The sequence below is a fragment of the Pseudomonas sp. HN2 genome (genome assembly GCF_020736465.1).
Taxonomy (GTDB): Bacteria; Pseudomonadota; Gammaproteobacteria; order Pseudomonadales; family Pseudomonadaceae; genus Aquipseudomonas; species Aquipseudomonas moraviensis_A.
In genome coordinates, this window is record NZ_CP085885.1 from 1,868,112 (window position 1) to 1,882,280 (window position 14,169).

A 14,169-nucleotide genomic window follows, 5' to 3' on the forward strand; every position below is an offset into this window, starting at 1 on the left:
GCCTTGGCTGGAATTTGGCTTTAGGCCTTTTTCCTACTTCGTTTGAGCCGTTTTCGCTACGTTTTAGAGATGCTTGGAAAATGCGGCAGTATCCGTTAAAGCCGAATGATGTTCAACACGTCGCCCGACAGGCTGACCTGGACGCCCGAGCCCCACATCGGATCGCGACGCAGATCCTCAGAGACCTTGTAATGACCGGCGATGGAGATCAGTTCAGCGCTCAATTGCTGACAGAAAATCCGTGCCTTGGTGTCACCTTTGACGCCGGCCAGTGCACGGCCGCGCATCGGGCCGTATACATGGATGTTGCCATCGGCGAGAAGTTCCGCCCCCGGACTGACCGAGGAGACCACGACCAGATCGCCACCCTGGGCGTATATCTGTTGGCCACCACGTACTGGCGTAGTGATCACGCGGGTCGGTTTGACGGTCGGCTCAGGCGGTTTTTCCGGCTTCTTTTTGACCTCGACTTCCGGCGTCTCCAATGGGCGCTCGCGGGCGCCGGAGGGTGGCAGCACGGGAATGTCGATGGCGATGGCGGCGGCGATGTCTTCGATGCGGCTGGCACGGATCGCCAGGGTGCGCAGGCCATGCTGGCGGCAGACACGCATCAGCCCCGGCAGGTCGACTGCGCCCTGGTTCGGCGGCAGTTTGTCCAGCGCCAGAACCAGCGGTGCATTGCTGAAGAAATTCGGCGCCTGGGCGACTTTGGCGGCCAATTGCCGATCGAGGCTTTCGAGGTCGTTACGGGCCAGTTCCAGCACAGTGATGGCCAGCATGCTGCCCTTGAGCTGGAATACGGGATCTTGGTCTAACGGGTCGGTTTGGCTCATGTCGGCATACAACGGCTTGTCACTAAAAGTGCCGAGACTTATAACGAGAACGCCCGCGAGCCGCAAGCCGGGTCGAACGATGTAGAATGCGCGGCCACTGTATTTACGGAAGCTTTAATGGATCGCCCGCGTTTTCGAAAAGCATATCTTGCTCCGCGCTTCTGGCCGCTCTGGTGCGGCCTGGGGCTTTTGTGGCTGATCGTGCAGTTGCCGTATCGGGCGCTGCTGACCATCGGTCGAGTTTTGGGTGCGTTGATGTATCGCGTCGCCAGTGACCGGCGAACCATCGCCCGGCGCAATCTGGAATTGTGCTTCCCGGAGAAATCCGCCGCCGAGCGCAAACGCCTGCTCAAGGAAAACTTCGCCTCCACCGGCATCGCCTTCTTCGAAATGGCGATGAGCTGGTGGTGGTCGCGGGAGCGACTGGCGAAACTGGCGCATGTCGAAGGCCTTGAACATCTGCAGAAGGCCCAGCGCGAAGGCAAGGGCGTGATCCTCATGGCCGCGCATTTCACCACCCTGGAAATCGGCGCCGCGCTGCTCGGCCAGCAGCACACCATCGATGGCATGTACCGCGAGCACAAAAATCCATTGTTCGACTTCGTTCAGCGCCGTGGCCGCGAGCGACACAATCTGGATTCGCTGGCCGTGGAGCGCGACGACGTGCGCGGGATGCTCAAGCTGCTGCGCTCGGGCCGGGCGATCTGGTACGCACCGGATCAGGACTATGGCGCCAAGCAGAGCATCTTCGTGCCGCTGTTCGGCATCCAGGCCGCCACGGTCACCGCAACGACCAAATTTGCCCGCCTGGGCAAGGCGCTGGTGGTGCCGTTCACCCAGGAACGGCTGGCCGATGGCAGTGGTTATCGGCTGGTGATCCATCCGCCACTGGAGGATTTTCCCGGCGAGAGCGAAGAGGCCGATTGCATCAGGATCAATCAGTGGGTCGAGAGCGCCATGCGTGCCTGCCCCGAGCAGTATCTGTGGGCGCATCGGCGCTTCAAGAGCCGCCCGCCGGGCGAGCCGAAGCTTTATCCCAAGCGCCGTTGATTCACCCGTCCTGACAAGCATCCCGGAGTGTTGCGATGAGTCCTGCTGAACCGGTCACAGGTTTGATTCTTTCCGGCGGCGGGGCCCGGGCGGCTTATCAGGTCGGGGTGCTGGCGGCGATTGCCGAGCTGCTTCCGGCCGGCGCGGACAATCCGTTTCCGGTGATCGTCGGCACCTCGGCCGGGGCGATCAATGCGGTCAGCCTGGCCAGTGGCGCCACGGATTTTCGCGCCGCCATCGAACGCCTGACCCAGTTCTGGCAAGGCTTTCGCAGCCACCGCGTATTGCGCAGCGACTGGCCCGGAGTCATCCATCAAGCCAGCCGTTTCGTCAGCCACAGCCTGCTCGGCCTCGGTCGACAAATGCCGGTGGCGCTGCTCAACAGTTCGCCACTGCGCGAACTGCTCGAGGAAAAACTGCACCTGCCCGGCATCGCCGAATCCATCGCGCGCAAGCAACTGCATGCAGTAGCGGTGACTGCGTTCGGCTACGAGTCGGGACAAGCGGTGACGTTCTATCAGGGTGGCGGCACCATCGACGCATGGCTGCGGCATCGACGCATTGGCATGCCGACCCAACTGTCGGTCGATCACCTGTTGGCCAGTTCGGCGATCCCGCTGTTGTTCGCGCCCGTGAAAATCGGTGAGGAATATTTTGGTGACGGCGCGGTGCGTCAGTCGGCGCCGATCAGTCCGGCGTTGCACTTGGGCGCCAGTCGCGTGCTGGTGGTGGGCGTCAGCGGCAACCCGCGCCGCCTCGATCCGCAGCAGCCGCTGGAGCGCGCCTACAGCGGCCAGCAACCGACGCTGGCGCAGATTGGCGGGCACATGCTCAACAGCACGTTCATCGACAGTCTGGAGAGCGACATCGAATTGCTGCAACGGCTCAACCAATTCAGTCATTTGCTCCCGGCCGGCACGCCAACCCGCGCGCTGGGTGTGGCGCCGGTGGAGGTGCTGGTGATTGCGCCGAGTCAGCCGATCGATGAGATCGCGGCACGCCATCGCCAGGAATTGCCAGCGGCGTTGCGTTTGTTTCTGCGTGGGCCGGGAGCGACCAAGACGAGTGGGGCAGGGGTGTTGAGTTATCTGCTGTTCGAGGCGGGGTATTGCAGCGAGTTGATCGAGTTGGGGCGGCGGGATGCGTTGGCCAAGCGCGAGGAGCTGTGCCGGTTTCTGCGGATATCCGAAGCAGTAGCTCCCGCCTGAAATCCGCGGTGAGGCCTTCGCAAGCAGGCTCGCTCCCACATTGGAACTCGGTCGAATGTGGGAACGAGCCTGCTCGCGAAGCTTTTGAGGTCAGAAGTGGAACTTCACCAGGAAGCTCGTGGTGCTCTGATCGGTCTTGAAGTACTGGCTGTCCTTGATCCCGTACTTGTCCGACCAGTAGTCGTATTCGACACCGACATACAACTGCTTCTCGCCGAAATTCAGCGCCTTGCCCAGGTCGTATTTGACCTGCGGGTTGAAGTGCAGGTTGGCGTGGTAGTCGCCTTTGGAGTTGGAGTCGTTGTCGACCACCCAGTCCATGAAGCCGTCGATGAGGATGTTCGATTTGCCCACCGGGATGGTGTAGGACCAGACGGGGGTGATCTGCCAGACATTGTCACCGGCGCGGGCGCCCTGGGTGTGACGCTGGTAGAAGTTCAGCTGGAAGTAATCGAAGCCCGGAATCGCCAGGTCGAAGCCTGGACCGATCAGGTAGGCCTCGGTATCGCCTTCACCGAATTCGTAGGTCATGGCGACCAGGACGTCCTTGACCGGGCCGAACTCGATCTTCTGGTCGAGCACCTTGCCTAGCGAGATGCGTGGGCTGAACTCACCGTAGTAGGTATTCGGGCCGTTGCTGAAGTCTTTGCCACCGTTATAGAAGATCTTGTCGAAGAAGAAGAAATTATCCCCGTACGTCCACGCATCGGCGTGTTCGAAAGTCACGGTCTGCTGAATGCGCGGGTTGACCTGGAAGTCCTTGCCATACAGATAGGTCAGGCTGTTGTTCTGCCACTGCAGCAGGCCTTCGGCCATCGCCTGGCCGCCAGCGAACATCGATCCGGCCAGCATCAGGCTGGTGCACATGCGTTTCATTCGGTTGCTCCCAAAATAGGTGTTCCACGTTATTTTTTTAAGTTCGGCGCTCTGATGTGGCGCCTTTTTTCGTACCGCAAATTTCATCCGATCGGTCAGCTTTGGATGCTGGTAGCAAAAGCTGCGCCAAGGCTTTCGAAAAACCAAAAAACGCCCGTTCGGCTGCTGAAAAACAGTCGACGAGCGTGTTTTCGGGAGGCCTCAGGACTGACCGTGGCCGGGATAAGTTGGCTTTTCGGTCAGAAATTGAATCCGGGCTTTTTTTTACAGCGAATGCGGAAGGCCGCGGAGAATACTGACTCCTCGGCCAGCGCTCAAGTGCCCCGCAACAGAGCACCGACAACAGGCATGGCGCACGGTTGCGGGCCATCTCAGAAGTGCACCTTCAGCAGCAGGCTGGCGGTGTTCTGGTTGGTGTCGAAGGTATGGGTGTTTTCGATGCCGTATTTGTTCTTCCAGTAGCTGTATTCGGTGCCGACGTACACCTGCTTCTGGCTCCAGCCCAGGGCTTTGCCGAGGTCGTATTTGATCTGCGGATTGATGTGCAGGTTGGCGTGGTAAGTGCCGCGCGAGTTCTCGTCGTTGTCGACGACCCAGTCGAGGTAGCCGTCGATCAGCACATCGGAATTGCCGAGCGGGAAGCTCCACGACCACGCGGGGGTGATCTGCCAAACGCCATCGCCGGGGCGCGGGCCTTCGGTGTGGCGGCGGAAAATGTTCAGCGTGAAGTAGTTGAAACCGGGCACTTTCAGGTCGAAGCCGGGGCCGATCAGGTAGGCCTCGCTTTCGCCTTCGCCGTACTCGTAGGTCATCGCCAGCAGCACGTCCTTGATCGGGCCGAACTCGAGCTTGCGGTCGAGGATCTTGCCGAAGGACAGGCGCGGGGTGAACTCGCCGTAGAAGGTGTGCGGACCTTTGTTCGCATCTTCCTTGCCGTTGTAGAAGATCTTGTCGACGAACAGAAAGTTGTCGCCGTACTTCCATTTGTCGGCGTGTTCGAAAGTGACTGTCTGCTGGTACGACGGGTTGATCGCGAAATTCTTGCCGTACAGGTAGCTGAGGCTATTGCTCTGCCACACCAGCAGATCGCCGGCCATGGCCTGACTCGCGGCCAGCAGGCCGCCACTCAACAGAACGTTGCCTTGCGTGCGGATCATCTGTTGCTCCCTTTTGTTTTTATTTTCAAGGCACAGAGTTGCGATCCCTTTGTAGGAGTGAGCCTGCTCGCGATAGCGGGATTACATTCAACAAATCAGTTGACTGAAAAGACGCAATCGCGAGCAGGCTCACTCCTACAGGGGGAATTGGTGAGGCTGTCAATGAGCATGGCAATCGTTGATCGCCGCACGCTCCTTGCCGCCGAGGATGTTGAACAGCAGGTTCAGGGTCAGCGCGCTGAGGGTGGCCATGGCGATGCCGCTGTGGGTGATCGGGCTCATCCACATCGGCAGATGAGCGAAGAATTCCGGACGCACCACCGGGATCAGGCCCATGCCGATGCTCACCGCGACCAGCAACTGATTGCGCCGGTCACCGATGTCGGCTTCTTGCAAGATCTTGATGCCAGTGGCCGCGACCATGCCGAACATCGCAATCGCCGCGCCGCCCAACACCGCCGGTGGAATCGATGCCACCAGAAATGCCGCTTTCGGCAGCAGGCTGAGGACGATCAGCAGACCGCCGGCGACGATCGTCACCGAACGGCAGCGCACGCCGGTCATCTGCACCAAGCCGATGTTCTGCGCGAACGAGGAGTGGGTGAAGGTGTTGAAGAAACCGGCGAAGAACGACGCGCCGGCATCGCACAGCAAGCCGCGACGGAGCATGCGCGGGCAGACTTCCTGGCCGGTGATCTTGCCCAGCGCGAGGAACATCCCGGTGGACTCGACGAAGATGATCACCACCACCAGACACATCGACAGAATCGGCGCGAGCTCGAACTTCGGCATGCCGAAATGCAGCGGGGTGACAAACTGAATCCACGGTGCGCTGGCCATGCCACTGAGGTCGACCATGCCGATCACGCCGCACAATACGTAGCCCAGGCACATGCCGATCAGCACGGAAATGTTCACCCAGAATCCGCGCATGAAGCGGTGGACCAAAAGGATGGTGGCCAACACCAGCGCAGCGATGGCCAGATAAATCGGCGAACCGAATTGGGCGGCGTCGACACCACCACCGGCCCAGTTCACGGCCACGGGGAACAGCGATAAACCGATCGAGGTGATGACCGTGCCGGTGACGAGCGGCGGGAAGAAACGCACGACCTTGGACATGAACGGTGCGATCAGCATGCCGAAGAAACCGGCGGCGATCGTCGCACCGAAGATGCCTTGCAGACCGATACCGGGCATGCCGGCCATGGCGACCATGCTGCCGACCGCGGCGAAACTGGCGCCCATCATCACCGGCATACGAATGCCCATCGGGCCGATGCCGAGCGACTGCACGATGGTGGCAATCCCGGCGACCAGCAGATCGGCGTTGATCAGGAAGGCGATTTCTTCACGACTCAGGCCAGCGGCCTGTCCGATGATCAGCGGCACCGCGATGGCACCGCCGTACATCAGCAGAACATGTTGCAGACCGACCAGGATCAGTTGCAAAAGGGGCAAACGCTGAATGGCGGGTGCGTCGGGGATGCGCGCTTTGGACAGCTCGGACATGCAACACCTCGGATCTTTTTTATTCTTGTGATTAACAGCTGCCGGGTTGCTCACAGCTGTTTATTTGCATCAGGTCTTGTGGCGAGGGAGCTTGCTCCCGCTGGGGCGCGAAGCGACCCCTCTCTTCAGAAGAGCAGGGCCTGCTGCGCAGTCCAGCGGGAGCAAGCTCCCTCGCCACAAAAGCCTGCTTTTACACAGGCTTTTGTGTGGCTTAGTTGGTCTGCGCTCCCTGGGCAATCCAGGCACCGATCAGGTCACGTTCCTGCTGGGTCATCTGGGTGATGTTGCCCAGTGGCATGATCTGCGTGGTGATGGCTTGCGCCTGAATGCGCGCGGCGTTCTGGCGGATCTGCTCGGGGGTGTCGAACATCACCCCGGCCGGGGCTGCGCTGAACAATGGACTGGTCGGTTTGGACGAATGGCACACCGTGCAACGCTCTTGAATCACGTTGTGCACTTTGTCGAAACCGGGGCCGGCATTGGAGGCTTGCGCCGGGGCGGTTGCAGGTGCAGCAGGTGCCGCCGCTTCAGCCGGTTTTGCACCACCGCCCAGTGCCGTTTCCGGCAGCGGTTGGTATTCGATTTTGGCTGGCGCCTTGGCCACTTCAGGTGCGTTCGACATCGGCGTCGGGCCGGTGACGTAGGCCAGGCTGATCATGCCCACCGCTGCGACCGGCAGGGTCCAGGCAAACTTGTGGCTGTCGTGACGGGTGTTGAAGTAGTGACGCACCAACACCGCCAACACCGCGATCCCGGCCAGGATCAACCAGTTGTACTGGCTGCCGTAGGTGCTCGGGAAGTGGTTGCTGATCATGATGAACAGCACCGGCAGGGTGAAGTAGTTGTTGTGCCGCGAACGCAGCAGACCCTTGGCCGGCAGTGCCGGATCCGGCGTGCGGTTCTCGGCGATCGCCGCGACCAGTGCCCGTTGTGCCGGCATGATGATGCGGAACACGTTGCCGACCATGATGGTGCCGATGATCGCGCCCACGTGCAGGTACGCACCCCGACCGCTGAACACTTTGCTGAAGCCATAGGCCGCGGCAATGATCAGGACGAACAGGATGAAGCCGAGCAGGGCGGGCTTCTTGCCCAGGGCCGAATCGCAGAGGAAGTCGTAGACGAACCAGCCGACGATCAGCGAGCCGATACCGATGGCCACGCCTTCAGGGCCACTGAGGCCGCTGCCGGGTGCCACGAGGTAGAGCACCGGGTTGGAGTAGAACACCACGCACAGCAGCGCGATCCCCGACATCCAGGTGAAGTAGGCTTCCCACTTGAACCAGTGCAGGTTGTCCGGCATGGACGGTGGGGCCAGTTTGTATTTTTCCAGGTGGTAGATGCCGCCGCCGTGGATCGCCCACAGATCACCGGCCAGGCCGGTTTTCGGGTTGACGCGGTTGAGGTTGTTCTCCAGCCAGACGAAGTAGAACGACGCGCCGATCCAGGCCACGCCAGTGATCATGTGAACCCAGCGCACGCTCAGGTTCAGCCATTCCAACAGATGTGCTTCCACAGTCTTTACCTCTCGCCTGTCACTCTTGTTGTCGAGTGATCAGACCTTCTCTTATTGGTGGGGGGCGAGGATCAGACGCTCATCCTCTTTGAAAAAATGCTCATCGCAGTTATTGCCTGTGCCACTGCGATCAACCACCAGGAAGTCATCCCGCTTTTCGATCGTCAGCACCGGGTGGTGCCAGACTCCGCGATGGTAATTGATGCCCTGCCTGCCGTTGGTGACGAAGGCGCGGACCAAGCCTGATACAGGTGCATCGCCAATTGGCGCGACCACGATCAGAAAGGGGTTGCCGAGCAGCGGAATGAAAGCCTGGCTGCCCAGCGGATGGCGTTCCAGCATGCAAACGGTCAGCGGCATGTCCTGCGCATCCGCGCGGAAAATGCTGATGATTGCGTTGTCCTCAGGCGTCGCGGTTTCGACCGTCGCCAGTTTGTGGAAGCGCATGGTCGAACCGTTGTTGATCATGAAGTGATCGCTGCCGTCGGTTTCGATCACGTCACCGAAAGGGGCGAAGGCTTCTTTGGTCAGCGGTTCAATCGTCAATGTGCGCATGCTGTTCTTCTTATCCAAAATTCTGTGTTGTTCGGTTCAGCCTTTGTGGCGAGGGAGCTTGCGCCCGCTGGAGTGCGTAGCGCTCCCGCCTTTCCTGGGGCCGCTTCGCAGCCCGGCGGGAGCAAGCTCCCTCGCCACAGGGTGCGGTGTTATTTCGCGACCTTGCCCAGTACACGCAAGCGACTCACGCCACCATCCGGGAACACGTTCAGGCGGATGTGGGTGATCGGGCCCAGCGCTTTGATCTGCTCGACGAAGGTGTGCTCGGCGTGCATTTCCAGCTTCTGGCTTGGCAGCAGTTCGCGCCAGAACAGCGACTGGGTTTCGATCTGGCTGTCGGTGCCACCCTTGACGAACGCGCCCTGGATCGAGCAGGTGTCCGGGTAGTTGCCTTTGAAGTGCAGGGTATCGACGACGATCTTCTCGATCTCGCCCGGATGACCCAGGGCGACGATCACCCAGTCATTGCCCGGGGTGCGACGACGCGCGGTTTCCCAGCCATCGCCCATGTTGATGCCACGGCCCGGGTTGAGGATGTTGCTCATGCGGCCGAAGTGTTCGTCGGAGCAGGCGAGGGCGCGGCCACCGTTCAGGGCTGCGGCCAGATCGACTTGCTCGTTGTCACCCACTGCCGACCAGTCGCGGAACGGAATGCCGTACACACGCAGACGCGCGACGCCGCCGTCCGGGTAGATGTTGAAACGCAAGTGGCTGAAGGCCTGGTCGTTGCTGATTTCGTGGTAGTGGTGGCTGTTGCCCTGCAGCTCGACGGCCGACAGCACTTCAGTCCACTGGGTGTTCTCATCCGGCTCGCCCGACGCCAGGAAGCAGGCTTCCAGCGAGGCCGATGGCGGGTAGTTGCCGGTGAAGAATGAAGTGTCGATGTCCACGCCTTTGATCGAGCCCGGTACGCCCAGACGGATCACCGCGCTGTCGTAACCTTCGAAGCGCTTGCGGCGCGACTCCCAGCCGTCCATCCACTTGCCGTTGTCATCGAACACGCCCTCCTTCCATACGGCCGGGGTCGGCTGAAACAGACGATTGGCGTCTGCGAACCAGTCATCGGTGACCGAAATGATCTTGGTGCCCAGACGGGCGTCGGCCAGGTTGACGTATTTTTCGAAAGGTACGGCGTAAGCTTTCATTCTTCTTGTCTGCCTTTGAATTAGTGGCTGGGGATGCTTGCAGGGCCCTGGGCGTTACGCGTTCATTCACGCTCGGGCCAAGCTTGCTAAAGGGTCAGTAAACGGAACAGGGCAATCTTGTTGATCTCCGCCAGCGCACATTTGAATTCGGCTTCCACCGAATTGTTGATGCGCGTTTCGAACGCCGCGAGGATCTGATGCCGGTTGCTGCCTTTTACCGCCATGATGAAGGGAAACTTGAACTTGGCCTTGTAGGCGTCGTTCAGCTCGGTGAAGCGCTGGAACTCTTCGGCCGTGCATTGGTGAATACCGGCGCCAGCCTGTTCATTGGTGCTGGCTTCGGTCAGTTGGCCCTGGACGGCGGCTTTGCCGGCCAGGTCCGGGTGAGCGTTGATCAGGGCCAGCTGGCTGGCATGATCGGCGCTCAACAGGATATCGCTCATGCGCTGGTGCAGGGTTTCGATCTCGTCGATCGAAGCATCCGCACCGAGGTCGTAGGCCTTTTCGGCCACCCATGGCGAGTGTTCGTAAATGTCGGCGAAAGCGTTGACGAAAGCGTCGCGGCTCAGGGTCGACGGTTGCAGGGTTTGAAAGCGGCTCATTTTGCAGTCCCTTGGTACGGGTGGGTTTGCTGCCAGTGACGCGCGATGTCGACGCGACGGCTGAACCACACCTGTTCATGACTTTTGGCGTATTCGATAAAGCGCTTGAGCGAAGCGAGGCGACCGGGGCGGCCGATCAGACGGCAATGCAGACCGATCGAGAGCATTTTCGGCGCCTCGGCCCCTTCGGCGTACAGCACATCGAAGGCGTCTTTGAGGTATTCGAAGAAATCGTCACCCTTGTTGAAGCCCTGCACTTGCGTGAAGCGCATGTCGTTGGTGTCGAGGGTGTACGGGATCACCAGATGCGGCTTGCCGGTCGGGTTGTTCGGTTCCCAGTAGGGCAGGTCGTCGTCGTAGGTGTCGCAATCGTAGAGGAAACCGCCTTCTTCCATGACCAGGCGACGGGTGTTCGGCCCGGTGCGACCGGTGTACCAGCCCAGCGGACGTTCACCGGTGAGTTCGGTGAGGATGCGGATCGCTTCGAGCATGTGCTCGCGCTCCTGCGCTTCGTCCATGTACTGGTAGTCGATCCAGCGGTAACCGTGGCTGCAGATCTCGTGGCCGGCTTCAACCATCGCACGGATCACATCCGGGTGACGCTGGGCGGCCATGGCCACGGCGAAGATGGTCAGCGGAATGTCGAATTCCTTGAACAGCTTCAGAATGCGCCAGACGCCGGCACGGCTGCCATACTCGTAAAGCGATTCCATGCTCATGTTGCGCGCGCCTTGCAGCGGCTGAGCGGCGACCATCTCGGACAGGAAGGCTTCGGATTCCTTGTCGCCGTGCAGAATATTGCGCTCGCCGCCTTCTTCGTAATTGAGCACGAAGGACAGCGCGATCCGGGCATTGCCCGGCCAGTGTGGGTGAGGAGGGTTACTGCCGTAACCGATCAGGTCGCGTGGGTAGTCAGCGCTCACTGCAGTCTTCCTTCTTGTACGTTGACAGATTGGTGTGGCGGCCTGGCAGGCTGGCGTCACAGCGATGGGCTGATTGTATACAACTTTATTTACATTTTGTAAGCCTGAATTTTCGCATTTTTCACCGGCCGTCATCTTTTGCTGTTAACGGTTCAAGCCTGCAAGAAACCTGCCTGACCAGTCAGCTAATGAATAGAAGGTTCAATGAGCAGGCGCTTTACTTGCAGTTTGGCGATAAACGCCCGGATGGCGGGGGTGAAGCGAAAAATGTCGTTTTTATTGTGTACAATTTTTTTGAAAAGTGTCTTAATCAGTCGCTCGCCGCAACTTTTCGTGCTCCGAATCGGTGCGGTCTCCTTTCACCTGACTTCGGGAGGCGCGAAGTCTGATCGCCCAGGGCGGCCAGGCGCGCAGAATCAATGGGACGTTTGACAACACACGTTTTAGACGCTGCACACGGTTGCCCGGGCAGCTCGATCAAGGTTGAGCTGTACCGCGTTGAAGGATCGCACCTGGAATTGATCGCCAGTGCGACAACCAACAGCGATGGCCGGGTCGATGCACCGCTGCTGCAAGGCGACGATTATCGCACTGGCGTCTATCAGGTGCAGTTCCATGCCGGCGATTACTACCGCGCCCGCGGTGTGCAACTGCCCGAGCCAGCATTTCTCGACGTGGTGGTGCTGCGTTTCGGTATCTCTGCGGAGCAGGAGCACTACCACGTGCCCCTGCTGATTTCGCCTTACAGCTATTCCACGTATCGCGGCAGCTGACCCCCAAGCAGCAGCCCCACCGGGAAGCGACTGCGCATATAGCTTCTTTGGTCTTTCGCCCGCTCACACTGCGGGCTTTTTTTATTGCTGCAAGATGCCCTCCTGACCGCCGTTCGAGGGCGATGCTCAGCGCTCGCGGATGATGAACACCGAGTCAGGCTTGCCGGCAACTTTCAATACACCTCCGATCAGCCACACCACTTTGTGTTGCGCAGCGGCCTCGGTGAGAACCTTGAAGGCGTCCTGCCCGATCCGCGCGGGCAAGCTCGGTTCAGTCAGTTCATTGCCGGGCACGTGAGTCAGGCCCGCCTGGTCGATCGCTCCCAGTTTCAGCAGGAAAACCTGATCGTGATGGGCTCGTCTGAACACCAGCGTCGGCATGCGATGTTCATGCGTCAGCGGGAATATGTCGTAGCCGCTGTTTACCAGCAAGGAGCCGAGCAGACGTCTCAGGTTGAGGTCGGAGGGATAGGTTTTGTAATGATTCCAGGCCAAGGGAAAACGCTGCGGATCGAAGGTCAGCCGTTGCAACTCACTGGCCTCCTCGGACGGCATCCGGATCAGCCTTTTGCTGCCGAGATCGATATCAGGCGCCACGGCCAGCATGCTGATCGGGTGGGCCAGTGTCGGCGTCGTCGAAAGTTGCGGGTGCAGCCACTGATGCAGCGCGGTGTGGATATTCATCAGCCCGGTGCCGGTAATGGTCGGCGAGTGATCTGCCAGCTCAAACAACCGTCTGGCAACCGCACGTGCAGTCACGGCGGAGAAATCAGGGAATGCACGAGCAACAGACTGGCTGATCGGCTCTTCGAACAAACGTTTTCCCTTAGGGATTTTGCGCGGATCGCTGTCGGTTCGAAACGTTGCCACGGGCTGCAGCGCGGGCGTGTGGGCCAGCATGTTTTCGAAAGCCTCAAAGTGTGCCGGCACAAACTCCGGGTGACGCAGGAAATACACACTGGGCGCGAGGTTCGAGCCGATTGGCACGATGGGATAATGCAGCCAGCCAAGCTGCACCGACTCGATGCCTGCAAGCTTGTTCATTTGGCCCCATGACAGCCAGAAGTACGGGGCCTGCTGATCAGGCTCGGCTGCCGCGTGCGTTGCCGCTGGTTCGGCTGCGGTTTCCAGCCGTGGCCGTTTGCTCGGCCCGGCCATCGGTTCGTCTGCGTCAGCGATCGGTTGGCGGCCGGACGACGGCGTGTCGTCGAGCTGTGTGCGGCTGGTTTTCTGCCGCCAGAACACGGTGCCCGGGATCTGCTCAAAATAGATATCAGGCGCCTCGTGGCTTGACGCAAATGCCTGCTGATATTCCCCGGCCTTGTTTTGGCGGACCATCACCGTGCCGTCCGCCGTAGTCACAAAGGTCTGTTTGAGCTTGTTGTAGCGGATGCCATCGGTCGCGAGGTCTGCTTTGGTCAGCCCGCTGGCTTGCGAGGGTGTCAGATAGGTCGGGCGGAGTGGGTCAGTTGAGGCGGGCCGGATCGATTGCCTGTCAGGGCGCTGGATGCGCCAGCTTGGCTGTCCTTCGTTGCGCACCAGGGCAGGGCCGTGGACGCCGGGTGCGAAGGTCAGCGGCAAATGGTAGTGACCGTGCTGATCCCGTTCGACCTCAAACCGTCCTTGGCCGGCGATTTGTGCATAGGTGCGCTGATCCGGACCGGTGAACAGTCCATTGTCGTCCGACAGCGGAACCAGCTCGTGAATACGTTCCTGCGGCCAAGCGCTCGCGCTGCGTGCCGTGCCGGAATTATCCACTGGCGGCGGTATCTCGTGAATCCTCACGGTAGGCATGCTGTCGGCTGCTGCAGGGCTGTTCGCGCCACGGCGGACGGGCGTCGGGTCAATGCCCAGCAACAGCGCGTCAGGCATGTCGAGCCCGACGCTGTTCCTGCGTGTTGGTGCACCTGCACTTGAAGTGGCGGGCGCGTCGGCTTTTGTCGTGACAGAGATTTTTTTCGGTGGTCTGGCCATTGTGAAAACTCATGAGGTGAGGCGCAGGCGCGCACAGGCGCCTGG

Annotated in this window: 13 protein-coding genes; 3 read left to right on the top strand and 10 right to left on the bottom strand. The window is 60.3% G+C overall.

What is annotated here, in order from left to right; all coding sequences use genetic code 11:
- Nucleotides 1–95 precede the first annotated feature (95 nt).
- A complete protein-coding gene (minC, locus tag LIS66_RS08265) occupies nt 96–833 on the bottom strand; it encodes a septum site-determining protein MinC (RefSeq protein WP_038861964.1) in 738 nt (245 codons plus the stop codon).
- Between the two features lie 117 nt (nt 834–950).
- Between minC and LIS66_RS08270 the strand changes: the two genes are divergently transcribed.
- A complete protein-coding gene (locus tag LIS66_RS08270) occupies nt 951–1,883 on the top strand; it encodes a lipid A biosynthesis lauroyl acyltransferase (RefSeq protein WP_227973967.1) in 933 nt (310 codons plus the stop codon).
- Nucleotides 1,884–1,918: 35 nt separating this feature from the next.
- Nucleotides 1,919–3,091, top strand: coding sequence for a patatin-like phospholipase family protein (locus tag LIS66_RS08275; protein WP_227973968.1), 1,173 nt, complete (start codon nt 1,919–1,921; stop codon nt 3,089–3,091).
- 90 nt (nt 3,092–3,181) lie between these two features.
- On the opposite strand, the gene LIS66_RS08280 is transcribed toward LIS66_RS08275, so the two are convergent.
- The 8 genes from LIS66_RS08280 to puuE form a co-directional block, all read right to left on the bottom strand.
- Nucleotides 3,182–3,967: an outer membrane protein OmpK gene (locus tag LIS66_RS08280; RefSeq protein WP_042608510.1), complete on the bottom strand. Its 786-nt coding sequence runs from the start codon at nt 3,965–3,967 to the stop codon at nt 3,182–3,184.
- Between the two features lie 371 nt (nt 3,968–4,338).
- Nucleotides 4,339–5,124 carry an outer membrane protein OmpK gene (locus tag LIS66_RS08285; protein ID WP_116658262.1) on the bottom strand — a complete coding sequence of 262 codons (786 nt, stop codon included), beginning with the start codon at nt 5,122–5,124 and terminating at the stop codon, nt 4,339–4,341.
- A gap of 159 nt (nt 5,125–5,283) precedes the next feature.
- A complete protein-coding gene (locus tag LIS66_RS08290) occupies nt 5,284–6,636 on the bottom strand; it encodes a nucleobase:cation symporter-2 family protein (RefSeq protein ID WP_042608508.1) in 1,353 nt (450 codons plus the stop codon).
- 211 nt (nt 6,637–6,847) lie between these two features.
- Complete coding sequence (locus LIS66_RS08295; RefSeq protein ID WP_227973969.1) at nt 6,848–8,152, bottom strand: urate hydroxylase PuuD; 1,305 nt, start codon at nt 8,150–8,152, stop codon at nt 6,848–6,850.
- Between the two features lie 51 nt (nt 8,153–8,203).
- Entirely contained in the window at nt 8,204–8,707 is a 504-nt protein-coding gene (locus tag LIS66_RS08300) for an ureidoglycolate lyase (RefSeq protein WP_227973970.1), read from the bottom strand.
- Between the two features lie 149 nt (nt 8,708–8,856).
- Nucleotides 8,857–9,852 carry an allantoicase gene (alc, locus tag LIS66_RS08305; protein WP_042608506.1) on the bottom strand — a complete coding sequence of 332 codons (996 nt, stop codon included), beginning with the start codon at nt 9,850–9,852 and terminating at the stop codon, nt 8,857–8,859.
- Nucleotides 9,853–9,938: 86 nt separating this feature from the next.
- Entirely contained in the window at nt 9,939–10,454 is a 516-nt protein-coding gene (gene uraD, locus LIS66_RS08310) for a 2-oxo-4-hydroxy-4-carboxy-5-ureidoimidazoline decarboxylase (protein WP_064364561.1), read from the bottom strand.
- Nucleotides 10,451–11,377 carry an allantoinase PuuE gene (gene puuE, locus LIS66_RS08315; protein ID WP_042608504.1) on the bottom strand — a complete coding sequence of 309 codons (927 nt, stop codon included), beginning with the start codon at nt 11,375–11,377 and terminating at the stop codon, nt 10,451–10,453. The genes uraD and puuE overlap by 4 nt, the downstream gene beginning before the upstream one ends.
- Before the next feature lie 419 nt (nt 11,378–11,796).
- Between puuE and uraH the strand changes: the two genes are divergently transcribed.
- Entirely contained in the window at nt 11,797–12,150 is a 354-nt protein-coding gene (gene uraH, locus LIS66_RS08320; protein ID WP_227973971.1) for a hydroxyisourate hydrolase, read from the top strand.
- A 126-nt stretch (nt 12,151–12,276) separates the two neighbouring features.
- Here the strand turns inward: uraH and LIS66_RS08325 are convergent, their stop codons facing one another.
- Entirely contained in the window at nt 12,277–14,124 is a 1,848-nt protein-coding gene (locus LIS66_RS08325; protein WP_227973972.1) for a hypothetical protein, read from the bottom strand.
- Between the last annotated feature and the right edge of the window lie 45 nt (nt 14,125–14,169).

Excerpts from the sequence above, each read along its gene's own strand:
- LIS66_RS08275 (WP_227973968.1), top strand. The coding sequence starts at position 1,919 with ATGAGTCCTGCTGAACCGGTCACAGGTTTGATTCTTTCCGGCGGCGGG.
- alc (WP_042608506.1), bottom strand. The coding sequence starts at position 9,852 with ATGAAAGCTTACGCCGTACCTTTCGAAAAATACGTCAACCTGGCCGAC.
- uraH (WP_227973971.1), top strand. The coding sequence starts at position 11,797 with ATGGGACGTTTGACAACACACGTTTTAGACGCTGCACACGGTTGCCCG.
- LIS66_RS08300 (WP_227973970.1), bottom strand. The coding sequence starts at position 8,707 with ATGCGCACATTGACGATTGAACCGCTGACCAAAGAAGCCTTCGCCCCT.
- LIS66_RS08270 (WP_227973967.1), top strand. The coding sequence starts at position 951 with ATGGATCGCCCGCGTTTTCGAAAAGCATATCTTGCTCCGCGCTTCTGG.
- uraD (WP_064364561.1), bottom strand. The coding sequence starts at position 10,454 with ATGAGCCGCTTTCAAACCCTGCAACCGTCGACCCTGAGCCGCGACGCT.
- LIS66_RS08280 (WP_042608510.1), bottom strand. The coding sequence starts at position 3,967 with ATGAAACGCATGTGCACCAGCCTGATGCTGGCCGGATCGATGTTCGCT.
- LIS66_RS08285 (WP_116658262.1), bottom strand. The coding sequence starts at position 5,124 with ATGATCCGCACGCAAGGCAACGTTCTGTTGAGTGGCGGCCTGCTGGCC.
- LIS66_RS08290 (WP_042608508.1), bottom strand. The coding sequence starts at position 6,636 with ATGTCCGAGCTGTCCAAAGCGCGCATCCCCGACGCACCCGCCATTCAG.
- minC (WP_038861964.1), bottom strand. The coding sequence starts at position 833 with ATGAGCCAAACCGACCCGTTAGACCAAGATCCCGTATTCCAGCTCAAG.
- LIS66_RS08325 (WP_227973972.1), bottom strand. The coding sequence starts at position 14,124 with ATGGCCAGACCACCGAAAAAAATCTCTGTCACGACAAAAGCCGACGCG.